This is a genomic window from Micromonospora sp. NPDC050495, assembly GCF_040655175.1.
In the GTDB taxonomy this organism is placed as follows: Bacteria; Actinomycetota; Actinomycetes; order Mycobacteriales; family Micromonosporaceae; genus Micromonospora.
On sequence record NZ_JBFAJK010000002.1, the window covers coordinates 492,530 to 512,573 of the forward strand.

Sequence of the window (20,044 nt, forward strand, 5' to 3'; positions counted from 1 at the left end):
TGGGGCCCCTCGCGGCGGTCGGTGGTCACAGTTCGTTGTCGATGAAGGCGAAGAGGTCGTCGTCGCTGGCCGCGGCGAGCTGCTCGGCAACCACCTCGGGGGCGTCGGCGCGCGGCGCGTCGGCCTCCTCGAGCCGGGCCAGCAGGTGCTGCAGCCGGGCGGCCAGCCGGCCCCGCGACTCCCCGTCGCCGGAGATGTCGTCGAGCCGGCGCTCGGCCTGCTCCAGCTCCGCCAGCAGCGCGTCGACCGGCGACGCCTCGGCGGGCGCGAGCTGCTGGCGCAGGTACTCGGCCAGCACCTCGGTGGTGGGGTAGTCGAAGACCACCGTGGCGGGCAGCCGCAGCCCGGTCGAGCCGTTGAGCCGGTTGCGCAGCTCCACCGCGGTGAGCGAGTCGAAGCCCAGCTCCTTGAACGCCCGCCCCTCGTCGATCCCGTCGGGGGAGGCGTGCCCCAGCACCGTGGCCACCTGCGCGCGGACCAGCCCGCGTAGCTGCTCGTGCTGGTCCTCCCGGGACAGCCCGGCCAGCCGCCGGCCCCAACCGTCGACGCCACCGTCGGCGGACGCCTCGGCCCCGGTGACAGCGCGCCGCGTGGCCGGGCGGACCAGGCCGCGCAGGACCGCCGGCAGCGCCTCCGGGTCGGTGCCCAGCGCGCGTACGTCCAGCCGGGTCGGCACGACGTGCGGCAGGGCCAGCGCCCGGGCCGCGTCGAACAGCGCCAGCCCCAGGTCGGTGGGGATCGGGCTGACCCCCGAGCGGGCCATCCGCACCAGGTCCGCCTGGCCGAGGTGGCCGGTCATGGTGCTGGTCTGCGCCCAGAGGCCCCAGCCCAGGGCGGTGGCGGGGCGGCCCTGCCCGTGCCGGCGTACGGCGAGCGCGTCGAGGAACGCGTTGGCCGCCGCGTAGCTGCCCTGCCCGGGGGTGCCGAGGGTGCCGGCGGCCGAGGAGAAGAGCACGAACTCGGCCAGGTCGAGCCCGCTGGTCAGCTCGTGCAGGTGCCAGGCCGCGTCCACCTTCGGGCGCAGCACGGCGTCGACCCGTTCCGGGGTGAGTGCGGCGAGCAGGCCGTCGTCGATCACGCCCGCGGCGTGCACCACCATGGTCAGCGGATGCTCGGCGGGCACCTCGTCCAGCAGCGCCGCCAGCGCGTCCCGGTCGGCGGCGTCGCAGGCCGCCACGGTCACCCGGGCGCCCAGCGCGGTCAACTCCTCCCGCAGCTCCGCCGCGCCCGGCGCGGCCGCCCCGGTGCGGCTGGTCAGCAGCAGGTTCGTCAGCCCGTGCGCGGTGACCAGGTGTCGGGCCAGGTGGCCGCCGAGGACGCCGGTGCCGCCCGTGATCAGCACGGTGCCCGCCGGGTCCGGCTGCGGCGGCATGCTCAGCACGACCTTGCCGACGTGCTGGGCGGTGCTCAGGTAGCGCAGCGCCTCCGGCGCCCGGCGGATGTCCCAGACGGTGACCGGCGGCGGCCGCAGCGCACCGCTGTCGAAGAGCGCGGCGAGCGTGGCCAGCATCTCCTGCACCCGGTCCGGGCCGGGGTCCATGATGTCGAACGCCTGGTAGTACACGCCGGGGTGGGCGGCCGCGACGTCGTCGGCGGAGCGGATGTCGGTCTTGCCCATCTCGATGAACCGGCCGCCGGCGTCGAGCAGCCGCAGCGACGCGTCGATGAACTCGTGGGCGAGGGCGTTGAGCACCACGTCCACCCCGCGACCGCCGGTCGCGGCGCGGATCTGCTCCTCGAAGTCGAGGGTGCGGCTGGAGGCGATGTGCCGCTCGTCGAGGCCCTGCTCGCGCAGCGCGTCCCACTTCGGCGGGCTGGCGGTGCCGTAGACCTCGACACCCCAGTGCCGGGCCAGTTGCAGGGCGGCCATGCCGACGCCACCGGAGGCGGCGTGCAGCAGCAGGGTCTCGCCCGGCTGGATCCGGGCCAGGTCGGCGAGCCCGTGGTACGCGGTCAGGAACACCACCGGCACCGCGGCCGCCTCGACGAACGACCACCCGGCCGGCATCCGCGTGATCAACCGGTGATCGGCCAGCGCCAGCGGACCGATGCCACTGATCATCAGACCCATCACCCGGTCGCCGACGGCCACCGTGGTGACGTCCGGCGCCACCTCGACCACCACCCCGGACGCCTCGCCCATCACCGGGCGGGTGTCGGTGGTGACCATGCCCAGGGCGAGCAGCGCGTCCCGGAAGTTCAGGCCGGCGGCCCGCACCGCGACGCGTACCTGCCCGGCGGCGAGGGGCTGCCCGGCCTCGTCGTGCGGCACCACGGCGAGGCTGTCCAGCGTGCCGGAGCCGGTGAGGACCAGCCGCCACAGCTCGTCCCCGTCGGGCAGGGCGAGCATGCCCTCGGTGCCGGCGTGCGCCAGCCGCGGCGCGTGCACGGCGCCCCGGCGGATGGCGAGCTGCGGCTCACCGGTGGCCAGCGCGGCGGCCAGCGCCGGCGCGGACGCCGCGTGCCCGTCCAGATCGACCAGGACCAACCGGTCCGGGTGCTCCGCCTGGGCGGTCTTCAGCAGGCCCCAGACCGCCGCCGCGGCCAGGGCCGCCGCGGTGTCGCCCGGCCGGGCCGCCACCGCGTCCCGGGTCAGCACCACCAGCCGCGACGTGGCCAGCTCCGGCGCGGACAGCCACGCCCGCACCAGGTCCAGCGCCCGGTGCGTCGCGGCCCGGGCCAGCTCGGCCCCGGGCGCGCCGTCGACGTCCGCGACCACCAGGACCGCTTCGGGTACGTCGGCGCCGCCGGCCAGCGCCGTGGTCAGCGCCGCCAGATCCGGGTACGCCTCGACCGGCGCCCCGAGCCCGGACGGCACCGCCCCGAGGGCCGCCCAGCGCGGCGCGGAGACCTCGGGCAGGTCGGTGACCGGCACCCAGTCGAGCCGGAACAGGCTGTCCCGGACCGCCCGGTCGCCGCCGAGCTGCCCGGCGGGCAGCGGCCGTACGGTCAGGGCGTCGACCGTGACGACGGGGTTGCCGGCCGGGTCGGTGGCGGACAGCCGGAGGGTGTCGTCGCCGGCCGGTTCGAGCCGTACCCGCAGCTGCCGGGCGCCCACGGCGTGCAGGGCGACCCCGGCCCAGGCGAACGGCAGCCGGATGCCGTCGGCGCCGCCGGCGAGGGCCATCGGGTGCAGGGCGGCGTCGAGCAGCGCCGGGTGGATGCCGTGACCGCCGACGGGCACCTCGTCGGGCAGGTGGATCTCCGCGTACAGGGTGTCGCCGTCCCGCCAGACGGCCCGGACGCCCTGGAAGGCGGGGCCGTAGTGCAGGCCGGTGGCGATCAGGCTGTCGTAGAGGGCGTCGGTGGCGACCCGGCTGGCGCCCGGCGGCGGCCAGGCGGCGGGGTCGCCGCCGGCCGGGGCGGGCCCGGCGGTGCTGAGGGTGCCGGTGGCGTGCCGGGTCCAGGCATCGTCCTGGGCCGGCCGGGTGTGCACGGCGATGCTTCGTCGCCCGTCCTGGTCGGGCCCGACCTCGACGTGCAGTTGGAGGTCGCTGTCGGGGTCGAGGGTGAGCGGGGCTTCGATGGTGAGGTCGTCGAGGTGGGGGTGGCCGGTGTGGTGGCCGGCGTGCAGGGCGAGGTCGACGTACGCGGTGCCGGGGAGCAGGACGGTGCCGGTGACGGCGTGGTCGGCGAGCCAGGGTTGGGTGGTGGGGGTGAGCCGGCCGGTGAACAGGTGGCCCTGCTGGTCGGGCAGGTCGATGGCGGCGGCCAGCAACGGGTGCTCGGTCCGGGTCTGGCCGAGGTCACTGGCCTGGCTGATGGTCGGCGGCGCCTGGAGCCAGTAGCGGTGCCGCTGGAACGCGTAGGTGGGCAGCTCGGCCGGCGGGACCGCGGCGGTCAGCAGCGGTCGCCAGTCGACGGGTAGACCGTGGGTGTGCGCGGTGGCCAGGGCGGTGACGAGCTGGTCCGGGCTGTCTCGGCGGGCGGTGGCGATGGTGATCACGTCATGGTCGGCCGCGGTGTCCTCGATGGGTTGGATGAGAACGGGGTGTGGGCTGGCCTCGACGAAGGTGGCGTACCCGTCGCGGAGCAGCGCTTCGGTGGCGGTCTGGAACTGGACCGGGCGGCGAAGGTTGTCGTACCAGTAGTCGGCGGTGAGGGTGTCGGTGTCGATGCGGTCGCCGGTGTAGGTGGAGTAGAAAGCGACGTCGGTTGCGGTCGGGGTGATGCCGTCGAGGGCGGTGTGGATCTCCTCGCGCAGGGCTTCGACGTGGGGGGTGTGGGAGGCGTAGCCGACGGGCAGCACTCGGGCGGGGATGTCGTGGTCCTTGCAGTGGGCGACGGCTGCCGCGACGGCGTCGGGGTCGCCGGCGATGACGGTGGCGTTCGGCCCGTTGACCGTGGCGATGTACGCCCGGTCTTCCGAGCCGTGGAGGAGTTCGGTGACCTGGTCGGCGGGTAGCGCGAGGGAGGCCATGTCGCCGTGCCCGATCAGCCCGCGCAGCGCCTGGGCGCGCAGCGCGACGACCTTGGCGGCGTCGTCCAGCGACAGGGCGCCGGCGGTGTAGGCGGCGGCGATCTCGCCCTGGGAGTGCCCGATGACGGCGTCGGGGACGATGCCGTGGTGCCGCCACACCGCCGCGAGGCCGGTCATCACGGCGAACAGGACGGGTTGGACGACGTCGACGCGGGTGAGCCAGTCGGGGTTGTCGTCGTGCAGCACCTGGTGCAGGTCCCAGTCCACATAGGGCTGCAGGGCGGTCGCGCAGGCGTCGAGGTGCGCGGCGAAGACGTCGCTCTGCTGGGCCAGTTCGCGGCCCATGCCGAGCCACTGCCCGCCCTGGCCGGGGAACACGAACACGGTCCGGCCGCCGTGGGTGGCGGTGTGTTGCAGCAGGGCGGGATGCGGGCGGTCCTCGGCGAGGGCCCGCAGCGCGTCGACCGGCTCGGCACCGGGGAGCACCGCCGCCCGCTGGGCGAACGCGGCCCGCCCGGTGACCAGCGCCGTCGCGACCGCCGCCGGCTCGACCTCCGGGTGGCCCTGCGCGTACGCCATCAGGCGGGCCGCCTGATCGCGCAGCGCGGCCGGGGTCTTCGCGGAGAGCAACCACGGCAGCGGCACGGCCGGCGAGGTGCGGTCCGGGCCGGTGGCCACGGCGGTCGTGGTGTCCCCGTCCGCCACCAGCGAACCGGGGCTCGCCTCGGCCGGCGGCCGGTCACCCGCCGGGGCCTGCTCGATGATCACGTGCGCGTTGGTGCCGCTGATCCCGAACGACGACACGCCGGCCCGGCGGGGGTGACCGGTGTCCGGCCAGGGCTGGGCGTCGGTGAGCAGGGCGACCGCGCCGGCCGTCCAGTCGATCCGGCTGCTCGGCCGCTCGGCGTGCAGGGTCTTCGGCAGTACGCCGTGGCGGATGGCCTGGACCATTTTGATGATGCCGGCGACGCCGGCGGCGGCCTGGGTGTGGCCGATGTTGGATTTGATCGAGCCGAGCCAGAGTGGTTGGTCGTCGGTGCGGTGCTGGCCGTAGGTGGCGAGCAGGGCCTGGGCCTCGATGGGGTCGCCGAGGCTGGTGCCGGTGCCGTGCGCCTCCACCGCGTCCACGTCGGTCGGGGTCAGTCGGGCGTTGGTGAGGGCTTGGTGGATGACGCGTTGTTGGGCGGGGCCGTTGGGGGCGGTGAGGCCGTTGCTGGCGCCGTCCTGGTTGACCGCCGAGCCGCGGATGACGGCGAGGATGTGGTGGCCGTTGCGGCGGGCGTCGGAGAGGCGTTCGAGCAGGATGAGGCCGGCGCCCTCGCCCCAGCCGGTGCCGTCCGCGCCCTCGGCGAAGGACTTGCAGCGACCGTCGGCCGACAGGCCCCGCTGCCGAGCGAACTCGACGAACGTGCCCGGGGTGGCCATCACCGTGACCCCGCCGGCTAGCGCGAGGGTGCACTCCCCGTTGCGCAGCGACTGGATCGCGAGGTGGGTGGCGACCAGCGACGACGAGCAGGCCGTGTCCAGGGTGACCGCCGGCCCCTGCAACCCGAGCGTGTACGCCAGGCGCCCGGAGGCCACGCTGCCGGCGCTGCCGTTACCCAGATAGCCCTCGAATCCCTCCGGCACCTGCTGGAACCGGGTCGCGTAGTCGTTGTACATGACGCCGGTGAACACGCCGGTCGCGGTGGCGCGTAGCCGGTCGGGGTCGATGCCGGCGCGTTCGAGGGCTTCCCAGGCGGTTTCGAGCAGGAGTCGTTGTTGGGGGTCGGTGGCGGCGGCCTCGCGGGGGCTGATGCCGAAGAAGTCGTTGTCGAACTCGTCGGCGTGGTGCAGGAACCCGCCGTGCCGGGCGTACGTGGTGCCGGGGTGGTCGGGGTCCGGGTGGTAGAGGCGGTCGAGGGGCCAGCCCCGGTTGGCGGGGAAGTCGCTGATCGCGTCCGTGCCGTCGGAGACCAGCCGCCACAGCTCGTCCGGGCTGGTCACGCCGCCGGGATAGCGGCAGGCCATCCCGATGACGGCGATCGGCTCGTCGGCGGCGCCGCCCGCCGCGGCGGTACGCGCCACCGTCCCGTCCCCGGTGGGCCGGAGCTGCCGGTGCAGGTGCTCGGCGAGGGCGTCGGCGGTGGGGTGGTCGAAGACCAGGGTGGCGGGCAGCCGCAGGCCGGTGGCGGTGGCGAGCCGGTTACGCAGCTCCACGGCGGTGAGCGAGTCGAAGCCGAGGTCCTTGAACGCCCGTCGCGGGTCGACCTGATCACCGCCGCGGTGACCCAGCACCCCGGCGATCTCGTCCCGGACCAGGTTGAGCAGCAGGCGTTCCTGCTCGGCGTCGGTGAGCGTGGTGAGCCGGTCGGCCAGCCCCCGGCCGCCGGCCGAGGCGTCCGCCGCCGTACGCCGGGCGACCTCGGGGTTGAACAGGCGCAGTGCTGCCGGGGTGAGTTTGGCGGGGATGAGGGTGGGGTGGGTGGTGTGGAGGGCGGTGTCGAGGAGTCGTAGGGCGTCGGGGGTGGGGAGGGGGTGGATGCCGGCTTGGGTGAGGCGTTGTTGGTTGGTGGTGTCGAGGGTGGCGGTGATGGTGCTGGTGTGGGCCCAGAGTCCCCAGGCGAGGCTGGTGGCGGGGAGGCCTTGGTGGTGGCGGTGGTGGGCGAGGGCGTCGAGGTAGGTGTTGGCGGCGGCGTAGTTGGCTTGTCCGGGGCTGCCGAGGGTGCCGGCGGCGGAGGAGTAGAGGACGAAGGCGGTGAGGGGGAGGTGGCGGGTGGCGTGGTGCAGGTGCCAGGCGGCGTCGACCTTGGGTCGCAGCACGGTGTGTACCTGGTCTGTGGTCATGGTGTGCAGGGTGGCGTCGTCGGTGGTGCCGGCGGTGTGGAAGACGGCGGTGAGCGGGTGCTCGTCCGGCACACCGCCGATGAGGGCGGTGACGGCGTCGGGGTCGGCGGTGTCACAGGCGACGACGGTGACGGTGGCGCCGAGGTTCTGAAGGCGGGTGGTCAGGTCGGTGGCGTTGGGTGCGTTGGGGCCGCGGCGGCTGGCGAGTAGGAGGTGTCGGGCTTGGCCGGTGGTGGTGAGGTGTTCGGCGAGGAGGGCGCCGAGGGTGCCGGTGCCGCCGGTGATCAGCACCGTCCCCTCCGGATCCAGCTCCGGTGCGGCGTCCGCCGGCGTGGCGAGCGCGCGGGAGATCCGGGGCGCCAGCAGCGCGCCGTCCCGGACGGCCAGCTGCGGCAGGCCCGTGGCGACCGCGGCGGCGACCAGGTCCTCCCCGGCGGCGTCGGCGTCGACCAGCACGATCCGGTCGGGGTTCTCCGACTGGGCGGAGCGGACCAGACCCCAGAGCGCGGCGCTGGGCAGGTCGATGTCCTCGCCGGCTCGGGTCGCCACCGCGCCCCGGGTCAGCACGACCAGGCGGCCGGTGGCGTACCGGTCGTCGGCGAGCCACCCGCGCAGCGCGGTGACCGCCTGCTCGGTGAGGTCGTGGGTGGCCGCGACGACGTCCTCGTCGCCGGCCGGCTCGACCCGGACCACCACCAGTTCCGCGCCGTCCGGGCCGCCCCCGGTCGTGAGGTCGGCCAGGTCCACGGCGGCCGGCAGTGGGCCGCCGGCGCGACCACCCGGCACGGCCACCCAGGCCACCCGATGCAGGTCGCGGCTGCCGCCGGCGTCCCCGATCGCCGCCGGGCGGACGGTCAGCGCCGCGACGCTGACCACCTCGACGCCGGCCGGGTCGGTGGCGACGAGCCGGACGGTGTCCGTACCGGCGGCGCTGACCCGGACCCGCAGCGTGCTGGCGCCGGTGGCGTGCAGGGTGACCCCGGCCCAGGCGAACGGCAGGCGGACGCCGTCCCCGAGCGGCAGGAGGGCGAGCGGGTGCAGGGCCGCGTCGAGCAGGGCCGGGTGGATCCCGTACCCCCGGCTGCTCAACTGCTCTGGCAGCACCACCTCGGCGTGGACGGTGTCGCCATCGCGCCAGGCGGCGCGTACGCCCTGGAAGGCGGGCCCGTAGTCGACGCCGGCGTCGGCGAACGTCGCGTAGAGCGCGTCGACATCGACGGGCTCCCCGGCCGGCGGCCAGCCGGCGGCCGGTGAGTCAGCGGCCGGGGCGGTACGGGAGAGGGAGGCGGTGGCGTGCACGGTCCACTCGCCGTCGGGGTCGTCCTGGTCGCGGGAGCTGATGGTCAGCGGCGCCTGTTCCGACCCGTCGGAGGGCCCGACCTCGACGCGTAGTTGCCGTCCGATGGTGGGGTCGAGGGTGAGCGGGGTTTCGATGGTGAGGTCATGTAGGTGGGGGTGTGCGGTGTGATGGCCGGCGTGCAGCGCGAGGTCGACGAAGGCGGTGCCGGGGAGCAGGGTGGTGCCGGCGATGGTGTGGTCGGCCAGCCACGGGTGGGTCTGTGGGGAGAGCCGTCCGGTGAACAGGTGGCCCTGGTCGTGAGGGAGTTCGATGGTGGCGGCGAGGAGGGGGTGTCCGGCGGTGGTGAGGCCGAGGTCTTCGGCGTCGCTGATGGTGGTGTCGGCGTGCAGCCAGTAGCGCTGGTGTTGCCAGGGGTAGGTGGGTAGCGGTGCCGGTGGGGTCGGCCCGGCGGGCAGTAGGGGTGTCCAGTCGACGTCGATGCCGTTGGTGTGGGCGGTGGCGAGTGCGGTGAGCAGGGTTGCTTTTCCGTCGTGTCCGCGCTGCTGGGTGGGGATGGCGGTGGCGTCGGTGAGGGTTTCGCGGGTGAGGGTGCTCAGGGTGGCGTCGGGTCCGACTTCGAGGTAGTGGGTGACGCCGAGGGTGTGCAGGGTTTCGGTGCCGGCGGTGTAGGCGACCGTTTCGCGGATGTGGCGTGCCCAGTAGTCGGGGTCGGCGAGTTGTTCGTCGGTGGCGACCTGTCCGGTCAGGTTGGACACGATGGGCAGGGCCGCGGGCCGGTAGGTGACGCTTGCGGCGGCCTCGCGGAAGTCGTCGAGGATCGCCTCGGTGTGGGCGGAGTGGAAGGCGTGGGCGACGTGCAGTTTCCGGGCGCGCACGCCGTCATCTGCAAGCTGCGTGGCGATGGTGTCGATGGTGTCGGTGTCGCCGGCGAGGACGAGTGAGGTGGGGCTGTTGTGTCCGGCGAGGCTCAGGTCGGGGTGGGCGTCGAGGAGTGGTTGCACCCGTTCGAGGGGTGCGGTGATGGCGAGCATGGCGCCGGTGGGCATGGTGTTCATGAGCCGGGCCCGGGTGGTGACCAGCTTGGCGGCGTCGGGCAGGTCGAGGACGCCGGCGATGTGGGCGGCGCTCAGTTCCCCGATGGAGTGCCCGATGAGGTAGTCGGGTCGGATCCCGAAGCTGTCGAGCAGCCGGACCATGGCGGTTTCTGCGGCGAACAGGGCCGGCTGGGTGTAGAGGGTCTGTCCGAGCAGGTCGGTGTGCTGGCCGGACATGACCTCGCGCAGTGGGTGGTCGAGGTGGACGTCGAGGGCGGCGCACACCTCGTCGAGGGCGGTCGCGTACACGGGGAAGTGGTGGTAGAGGTCGGCGGTCATGCCGGGGTGTTGGGCGCCCTGCCCGGTGAACAGGAACGCCACCTTCCCGACCGTGCTCACCGCCCCCCGGACCAGGCCCGGGTGCGCCGCGCCGGCCGCGAGCGCCCGCAGCGCCGCGCTCAACTCGCCGTCCGCTGCGCTCAACTCGCCGTCCGCTGCGCTCAACTCGCCGGCCGCCGCGTCGAGCGCCGGCACGACCGCGGCCCGGTGGGCGAGGGCCGCCCGTCCCGTCGCGAGGGTGCGGGCCACCGCCGCCCGGTCCAGCGCCGGGTCCGCGTCGACCATTTCGGCCAGCTGCCCCGCCTGGTCGCGCAGGGCCGCCGGGCTCTTCGCCGAGAGCAGCCACGGCAGCGGCGCGACCGGCTCGGCCGCCGGCCCGACCGGCCGCTCCGGCGCCTCCTCCAGGATCACGTGGGCGTTGGTGCCGCTGATGCCGAACGACGACACCCCGGCCCGGCGCGGCCGGTCCGGGCGTACCGGCCAGGGCCGCGCCTCGGCCAGCAGGGCGACCTCGCCCGCATCCCAGTCGACGTGCCGGCTCGGCGTCTGCGCGTGCAGTGTCGGCGGCAGCGTGCCGTGCCGCAGCGCCTGGACCATCTTGATGATGCCGGCGACGCCGGCGGCGGCCTGGGTGTGCCCCAGGTTCGACTTGATCGACCCGAGCCACAGCGGCTCGTCGCGGTCCTGGCCGTAGGTGGCGAGCAGCGCCTGGGCCTCGATCGGATCACCGAGGGTGGTGCCGGTGCCGTGCGCCTCGACGGCGTCGACGTCGGCGGGGTTCAGCCGGGCGCTGGCGAGGGCCTGGCGGATGACCCGCTGCTGGGACGGGCCGTTGGGGGCGGTGAGGCCGTTGCTGGCGCCGTCCTGGTTGACCGCCGAGCCGCGGATCACCGCGAGCACCGGGTGGCCGTTGCGGCGGGCGTCCGAGAGCCGCTCCAGCACCAGCAGGCCGGTGCCCTCGCTCCAGCCGGTGCCGTCGGCGGTGTCCGCGAAGGACTTGCACCGCCCGTCGGGGGCGAGCCCGCGCTGCCGGGCGAACTCGACGAACGTGGTGGGCGTCGCCATCACGGTGGCCCCACCGGCCAGCGCCAGGGCGCACTCGCCGTGGCGCAGCGCCTGCATGGCCAGGTGGGTGGCGACCAGCGACGACGAGCAGGCGGTGTCCACGGTCACCGCCGGCCCTTCCAGCCCGAGGGTGTACGCCAGCCGCCCGGAGGCGATGCTGGGCGCGCTGCCGTTGCTGAGCTGGCCCTCGTAGCCGTCCGGGATGTGGTGCTGCAACCGGGTGGCGTAGTCGTTGTACATGATGCCGGTGAACACGCCGGTGTCGCTCTGCCGCAGGGTCTGCGGGTTGATCCCGGCCGACTCCAGCGCCTCCCAGGCGGCCTCCAGCAGCAGCCGCTGCTGCGGGTCGGTCGCCGTGGCCTCGCGCGGGCTGACGTCGAAGAAGTCGGCGTCGAAGGCGTCGGCGTCGTGCAGGAAGCCGCCGTGGCGGGTGTACGTGGTGCCGGGGTGGTCGGGGTCGGGGTGGTGCAGCCGGTCGAGCTGCCAGCCGCGGTTGGTGGGGAACTCGCTGATCGCGTCGACCCCCTCGGCGACGAGCTGCCACAACTGCTCGGGCGAGGCGACCCCACCCGGGTAGCGGCAGGCCATCCCGACGATGGCGATGGGTTCGTCCACCGCGGCCGTGCTGACGACGGCCCGCCCGGCGGTGGGCGCGGCGGTGGGGTCGAGCTGGGTGAGCAGGTGGGTGGCGAGGGCTTCCGCGGTGGGGTGGTCGAAGATCAGCGTGGCGGGCAGCCGCAGGCCGGTGGCCGCGGTGAGCCGGTTGCGCAGGTCCACGGCGGTCAGCGAGTCGAACCCGAGGTCCTTGAACGCCCGCTGCGGCGCCACGCTCTCCGCGCCGGCGTGGCCCAGCACACCGGCGATCTCCGCCCGTACCAGGTCCAGCATCAGCCGCAGCCGCTCCGCCGCCCCGAGCGTGGCCAGCCGGCCGGCCAGGTCCTGCGACGCGGCGGCGGTCGCGGCGTGGCGCCGGCTGCCGGCCGGCGACAGCCCGCGCAGCCCGCTCAGGCTGAGGTCCGCCGCGACCACGGCGGGTCGCCGCTGGTCGAGCGCCAGGTCGAGCAGGGTGAACGCCGCGTCGGTGGCCAGCGGGCGCAGGCCGGCCCGGCCGATCCGGGTCTGGTCGCCCCGGCCCAACCCGGCGGTCATCCCGCTTTCCCGCGCCCACAGTCCCCAGGCCAGTGCGGTGGCCGGCAGTCCCTGCGCGGTGCGGTGTGCGGCCAGCGCGTCGAGGAAGGCGTTCGCGGCGGCGTAGTTGCCCTGCCCCGGGCTGCCGAGCGTGCCGGCGACCGAGGAGTAGAGCACGAACGCGGCCAGCGGCAGGTCCCGGGTGGCCCGGTGCAGGTGCCACGCGCCGTCCACCTTGGGCCGGAGCACGGCGTGCAGCCGGTCCGGGGCGAGGGTGTGCAGCGTCGCGTCGTCGACCACGCCGGCGGTGTGGAACACGGCGGTGAGGGGGTGCCCGGCGGGGATCCCGGCGAGCAGGGCGGTCACCGCCGCCGGGTCGGTGACGTCGCAGGCCGCCACGGTCGCCTCGGCGCCCGCCTCGGCCAGCCGGTCGAGCAGGTCGCCGGCGCCGTCGCCGCCGCGCCGGCTGACCAGCAGCAGTCGCCGGGTGTGGCCGGCGCGTACCAGGTGCTCGGCCAGCAGCCCGCCCAGCGTGCCGGTGCCGCCGGTGATGAGCACCGTGCCGTCCGGGTCGAACGGCGGCGCTGCCGGCTCGGCCGGCGCCGCGAGCCGGGTCAGGTGCGGGGCCAGCAGTTCGCCGTCGCGGACGGCGAGCTGCGGTTGACCGGCGGCGGTCGCCGCGGCGAGCCGCTCGTCGCGGACCTCGTCGGCGTCGACCAGCAGGAACCGGTCCGGGTGCTCGGCCTGGGCGCTGCGGACCAGGCCCCAGAGCGCCGCGCCGGCCAGGTCGGTCACCTCGTCGCCGGCCCGTGCCGCCACCGCGCCGCTGGTGACCACCACCAGGCGGGCCGCGGCGGACCGGTCGTCGGCGAGCCACCGCTGCAGCAGCCCCAGAACCTCCTCGACCCGCTGGTGGGTCGCGGCCACCGGCTCGTCGCCGTCGCCGGTGGCGCGCAGCAGCACCGTCTCCGGCGCGGGCCGCTCGTCGTCGTCCAGCAGCGCGGCCAACTCGGCGGGGGAGAGCAGGTCGCCGGTGGGCGCGGAAACCCCCGGCGGTACGGGGCTCCAGGCCACCTCGAGCAGTTGGCCGGCCCGGGCGCCGGCGACCTGCTCGGGTGCCGCCCGGACGGTCAGCGCGGCCACCGTCACCACCGCGGCGCCGGCCGGGTCGGTGGCGGTGAGCCGGACCGTGTCCGCGTCGATCCGGTGGAAGTCCACCCGCAGTGTCCGGGCGCCGGTGGCGTGCAGTCCGACGCCGCTCCAGGCGAACGGCAGCCGCACCTGGTCGTCGCCGGTGAGGGCGATCGGGTGCAGCGCGGCGTCGAGCAGGGCGGGGTGCACGCCGTACCCGGCCGGGTCCACCTCGTCGGGCAGGGCGACCTCCGCGTACAGGTGCTCGCCGGCCCGCCAGGCGGCGCGCAGGCCGCGGAAGCTCGGCCCGTACCCGACCCCGGCGTCGTGCAGACCGGGGTAGAAGTCGCTCAGCTCGACCGGGGTGGCGCCGGCCGGCGGCCACTGCGTCGCACCCGCGGTGGCCGCCGGCCCGATCGGGTTGAGGGTGCCGGTGGCGTGCCGGGTCCATGCGTCGTCCGAGCCGGCGGGCCGGGAGTACACGGTGACGGATCGGGCCGCGCCGGCCGGCGCCACCTCCACCTGCAGGTCGAGCGCGCCCTGCCCGGGCAGGACGAGCGGCGCCTCGATGGTGAGGTCCGCCAGGTACGGGTGTCCGGTGTGGTGGCCGGCGTGCAGGGCGAGGTCGACGAAGGCGGTGCCGGGCAGCAGGGTGGTGCCGGCGATGACGTGTTCGGCCAGCCAGGGGTGGGTGGTGGTGGAGATGCGGCCGGTGAACAGGTGGGTGTCCTGGTGGGCCAGGGCGAGCGTCGCCCCCAGCAGCGGGTGCCCGGCGCCGGCCAGGCCGAGGTCCCCCGGCTCGGTCACCGTCGTCCCGTGGTGCAGCCAGTACCGCTGGTGCTGGAACGGGTACGTGGGCAGCGGCACCGGCGGGACCGGCCCGGCGGGCAGCAGCGGTGTCCAGTCGACGCCGACGCCGCTGGTGTGGGCGGTGGCGAGGGCGGTGAGCAGGGCGGTGGTGCCGTCGTGTCCGCGGTGTTGGGTGGCGACGGCGGTGGCGTCGGTGACGGTTTCCCGGGTGAGGGTGCTCAGGGTGGCGTCGGGTCCGACCTCGACGAAGTGGGTGACGCCGAGTTCGTGCAGGGTCTCGGTGCCGGCGACGTAGGCCACCGTGTCGCGGATGTGGCGGGTCCAGTAGTCGGGGTCGGACAGCTGCTCGTCGGTGGCGAGCTGTCCGGTCAGGTTGGACACGATCGGCAGCGTCGCGGGCCGGTAGGTGAGCTGTGCCGCGGCGGTGCGGAAGTCGTCGAGGATCGCATCGGTGTGGGCGGAGTGGAAGGCGTGCGCGACGTGCAGCCTGCGGGCGCGGATGCCGTCGGTGCTGAGCTGGGCGGCGATCGACTCGATGGTGTCGATGTCGCCGGCGAGCACCAGTGAGGTCGGGCTGTTGTGTCCGGCCAGAGCCACGTCGGGATGGGCGTTCAGGATCGGCCGGACGCGGTCCAGGGGGGCGGTGACGGCGAGCATGGCGCCGGCCGGCATGGCGTTCATGAGCCGGGCCCGGGTGGTGACCAGCTTCGCGGCGTCGGTGAGGTCCAGCACTCCGGCGATGTGGGCGGCGCTCAGTTCCCCGATGGAGTGCCCGATCAGGTAGTCCGGTCGGACCCCGAAGCTGTCCAGCAGCCGCACCATGGCGACCTCCGCGGCGAACAGCGCCGGCTGGGTGTAGAGCGTCTGTCCGAGCAGGTCGGTGTGCGCCCCGGACATGACCTCCCGCAGCGGGTGGTCCAGGTGGGGGTCGAGGGCCGCGCACACCTCGTCCAGCGCGGTCGCGTAGACCGGGAAACGGGCGTACAGGTCGGCGGTCATGCCGGGGTGTTGGGCGCCCTGGCCGGTGAACAGGAACGCCAGTTTCCCGTCCCGCACCGACCCCTGCACCAGGCCGGGGTGCGCCGCACCGGCCGCGAGGGCGTGCAGCGCGGCGATCAGGTCCGCCGTGGTGTGCGGTTCACCGTCCGGGTCGTCCACCGGCGGGACGATCGCCGCGCGGTGGTCGAACGCGGTCCGGCTGGTCGCCAGCGCGTGCCCGACCCGGGCCGGCGCCAGGTCCGGCCGCTCGTCCAGCACCTCCACCAGCCGCGCCGCCTGGTCGCGCAGCGCCCCCGGGGTACGCGCCGCCAGCAGCCACGGCATCGGCGCGGGCGCCTCGACCGGCGCCGCCGCCGGCGCGTCCGGCGCCTCCTCGATGATCAGGTGCGCGTTGGTGCCGCTGATGCCGAACGACGACACGCCCGCCCGGCGTGGCCGCTCCGCCCGGCGCGGCCACGGCCGCGGCTCGGTCAGCAGGGCCACCGAGCCGAGTTCCCAGTCGACCCGGCTGCTCGGCGTCGCGGCGTGCAGGCTGGGCGGCAGCAGGTCGTGCTCCAGGGCGAGGACCAGCTTGATGATGCCGGCGACGCCCGCCGCCGCCTGGGTGTGCCCGATGTTCGACTTGATCGACCCCAGCCACAACGGCTCGGCCCGGTCCCGCCCGTACGTGGCCAGCAGCGCGTGCGCCTCGATCGGGTCGCCGAGCACCGTGCCCGTACCGTGCGCCTCCACCGCGTCCACCTCGGCCGGTGAGAGCCGGGCCGCGGCCAGGGCCTGCTGGATGACCCGCTGCTGCGCGGGCCCGTTCGGCGCGGTCAGCCCGTTGCTCGCGCCGTCCTGGTTCACCGCCGAGCCGGGGATCACCGCGAGCACCCGGTGCCCGTTGCGGCGGGCGTCGGAGAGCTTCTCCAGCACCACCAGCCCCGCGCCCTCGCCCCAGCCGGTGCCGTCCGCCTCGGCCGAGAACGACTTGCACCGCCCGTCCACGGCCAGGCCCCGCTGCCGGGCGAACTCCACGAAGATCTTCGGGGTGGCCATGATGGTCGCCCCGCCGACCAGGGCCAGCGAGCACTCGCCGCCGTGCAGGGCGCGGATCGCCAGGTGCGCCGCCACCAGCGACGAGGAACAGGCCGTGTCGATGGTGATCGCGGGCCCCTGCAACCCCAGCGCGTACGCGATCCGGCCGGACGCCACGCTGGTGGTGTTGCCGGTCAGCAGGTAGCCGGCCAGGTCGGCCGGGGGCGCCAGGGTGGCCGGGGCGTACTCCTGGGCGACCACGCCGGTGAACACGCCGGTCACGCTGCCCCGCACCGACGCCGGGTCGATGCCGGCGTGCTCGAGCGCCTCCCACGCGGTCTCCAGCAGCAGCCGCTGCTGCGGGTCGGTGGCCAGCGCCTCGCGCGGGCTGATCTGGAAGAAGTCGGCGTCGAACCGGTCGGCGCCGGTCAGAAACCCGCCGTGCCGGGTGTACGTGGTGCCCGGCTGGTCCGGGTCCGGCGAGTAGAGGGTGTCCAGCTGCCAGCCCCGGTCGGTGGGGAAGTCGCCCATCGCGTCGGTGCCGTCGGCGAGCAGCCGCCACAGCTGCTCCGGGCTGTCCGCGCCGGGGAACCGGCAGGCCATGCCGACGATGGCGATCGGCTCGTCGGCGCCGGCCGGACCGGTGAGCGTCGCGACCGGGCCGGCCGGTTCGGCCCCGGCCAGCAGGGCGGCCAGGTGCTGGGCGAGCGCGGCCGGCGTCGGGTGGTCGAAGGCGAGGGTGGTGGGCAGCCGCAGCCCGGTCAGGGCGGCCAGCCGGTTGCGCAGTTCCACCGCGGTCAGCGACTCGAAGCCGAGGTCCTTGAACGGCTGCGCCGCGCCGATCTCCGCCGGGTCGCTGTGCCCGAGCACCACGGCGATCTCGGCGCGTACCACCTCGAGCAGCGCCTGCCGGCGGCCCGCCGGGTCCAGACCGGCCAGCCGCTCGCCCAGGTCGCCGCCGGCCGCCGCCGGCCCGGCCGGGGCGTCGGTGGCCGGGACCAGCGGGCGCAGCAGATCCGGCAGGTCGCCGCGGCCGGCCCGCTCGCGCAGCGCCGGCAGGTTCCACAGCGTCGCCACGACCTGCGGCAGCCCACTGTCCAGCGCCGCGTCGAGCAGCGCGAGACCCTGCTCGTCGGGGAGCGGCAGCAGCCCCGACGCGGTGATCCGGGCGTGCTCGTCCGCCCCGAGGTGCCCGGTCATGCCGCTGGCCCGGGCCCAGAAACCCCACGCCACGCTGGTGCCGGGCAGGCCGAGAGCGCGCCGACGGCGGGCCAGCGCGTCCAGGAAGGTGTTCGCGGCCGCGTAGTTGGCCTGCCCGGCGCCGCCGAGCGTGCCGGCGATCGACGAGTAGACCACGAAGGCGTCCAGCTCCAGCCCGGCGGTCGCCTCGTGCAGGTGCCAGGCCGCGTCGACCTTGGGGCGCAGCACGTCGTCGACCTGTTCGGCGGTCAGCGTGTGCAGCGCCGCGTCGCGCAGCACCCCGGCGGTGTGGAAGACCGCGGTGAGCCGCCGGTCCCGGGACGCCTCGGCGACCAGCGCCCGCACCGCCTCGCCGTCGGCGGTGTCGCAGCCGAGCACGCGTACCTCCGCCGCGCCGGCCGCGATCAGCCGGCCGACCAGTTCCTCCGCGCCGGGCGCCGCGGCGCCGCGGCGGCTGGCCAGCATCAGGTGCCGGGCCCGGCCGGTGGCCACCAGGTGCTCGGCGAGCAGCCCGCCGAGGGTGCCGGTGCCGCCGGTGATCAGCACTGTGCCGTCCGGGTCGAGCCCGGCCGGCGCGCCGGCCGAGGTGACCCGTTCGATCCGGGGCCGCAGCAGCCGGCCCGCGCGGAGCACCGCCTGCGCCGCGCCGGACTCCACGGCGATGCTCAGCAGCTCCCCGCTCGCCGGCGTGCCGTCGGTGTCGACCAGCGCGAACCGGTCCGGGTGTTCGGTCTGCGCGGACCGCAGCGCACCCCAGACGGCCGCGCCGGCCAGGTCGGCCACGTCCTCGCCGTCGTGCGCGGCGACCGCGCCGCGGGTCAGCACCACCAGGCGGGTGTCGGCCAGGTCGGCGTTGCGGCACCAGGCGCCGACGACCCGAATCACCTCGGCCACCACCGCGTGCGTGGCGGCCACCACGTCGCCGTCCGCGCCGGGCGACCAGACCACCACGTCGGGCGCGTTCCAGGGGGCGGCCAGCACCTCCTCGACCGCGCCGGTCGAGAAGACCTCCATGTCGTACGCGGCGGCGCGGTCGACCGGTTCCGCCTCCACCCAGACGAGCTGGTGCACCGGCGGCGCGCAAAGCGCGGCGGTGTTCAGCGGTCGGGTGTGCACGGCCGCCACGGTCAGCACCGGGCTGCCGTCGGCCGCGGTGAGCTGCAACGCGGTGCGGCTGCCCTCGGTGCGGGTGGTGCTGCGCAGGCCGCCGCCGGCGGTGCCGTGCAGGGTCACCCCGGTGAAGCTGAACGGGATGTCGATGCTGGTGCCGGCGGCCGGGGCGCTCGTCGTGGCCGCCGAGTGGATCGCGCTGTCCAGCACCGCCGGGTGGATGGCGTACCCGGTCGGGTCGAGGTCGGCGTGCCGGGTCAGCTCGGCGTACACGGTGCCGGTCCCGCCCTGCCAGGCCCGACCGATGTTGCGGAACGCCGGGCCGTAGTCCAGCCCGGTGTCGCGCAGCGCCAGGTAGAACGGCGCGATGTCGTACGCCTCGGCGCCGGCCGGCGGCCAGCCCGACGGCGGCGGCACGGGCGCCACGGCGGCGGTGCCGAGGGTGCCGGTGGCGTGCGCGGTCCACGGTCCGTCCGGCTCGTTCTCCGGGCGGGTGCTGATGGTGATCGTCCGCCGGCCGGACCGGTCCGCCGGCTGCACGTGGATCTGCAGGTGGACCGGCACATCCGGGTCGAGGACGACCGGCGTCTGGATGGTCAGCTCCTCGACGTGCCGGTGTTCGGTCTGCGCGGCGGTGTGCAGGGCCAGTTCGAGCAGCGCGGCGCCCGGCAGGATCGGCCGCCCGTTGATGGTGTGCTGGGTGACCCAGCGGTGCTCCTCGACCGTGATCCGGCCGCTGGCCAGGTACGTCCCGTCCGGCGTGGTGACCGCCGCGCTGACCAGCGGGTGACTCGTGGAGGCCAGGCCGTGCAGGCTGGGCGCGCTGCCGCGCGGCGACCCGGTCAGCCAGAAGCGCTGGTGCTGGAAGGGATAGGTGGGCAGGGGCAGGTGTCGGGCCGGGACGGGGAGGTGCCAGTTGATGGTGAGGCCGTGGGTGTGGGCGGTGGCGAGGGCGTGCAGGAACTGGCGGTGGGCGTTGTGGTCTCGCCTCAGGGTGGCGAGGGCGCGGGGCTCGTCGACGCCGTCCCAGGCCTCGAAGGTTTGTTGGAGGGTGGGGGTGAGGATCGGGTGGGGGGTGGCCTCGATGTAGGTGTGGTGCCCGTCGGTGAGCAGGGCTTCGGTGGCGGTGTGCAGTTGGACGGGCTGGCGCAGGTTGTCATACCAGTAGTCGGCGGTGAGGTGGCTGGTGTCGATCTCGGTGCCGGTGACCGTGGAGTAGAAGGCCGTCGTCGAGGGCTGGGGTGCGATGGCGCCGAGGGCGGTGAGGAGCGCCTCGTGGAGGGGTTCGATGTGGGGGGTGTGGGAGGCGTAGTTGACGGCGATGACGCGGGCGCGGATGTCGCGGGCTTGCAGGTCGGTGACGAGGGTCTGGACCTGGTCGGGGTTGCCGGCGATGACGGTGGTGATGGGGCTGTTGTGGGCGGCGATGTGCAGGTCGGTGTGGTTGTGGAGGAGGGGGGCCACCTGGTCGGCGGGTAGGGGGATGGAGGCCATGGTGCCGGTGCCGTGCAGGGTGGTGACGGCGGTGGCGCGGGCGGCGGTGATGGTGATGGCGTCGGTCAGGCTCAGCGCGCCGGCGTGGTAGGCGGCGGCGATTTCGCCTTGGGAGTGGCCGAGGACGGCGTCGGGGGTGATGCCGTGGTGGTGCCAGAGGGTGGCGAGGCC

At 75.3% G+C, this 20,044-nt stretch carries 1 protein-coding gene; it reads right to left on the reverse strand.

Annotated elements, in window-relative coordinates; genetic code table 11:
- Window positions 1–25: 25 nt before the first annotated feature.
- Window positions 26–20,044: SDR family NAD(P)-dependent oxidoreductase (locus AB0I11_RS05185; RefSeq protein WP_357313443.1), on the reverse strand; the 20,019-nt coding region annotated here is incomplete at its 5' end.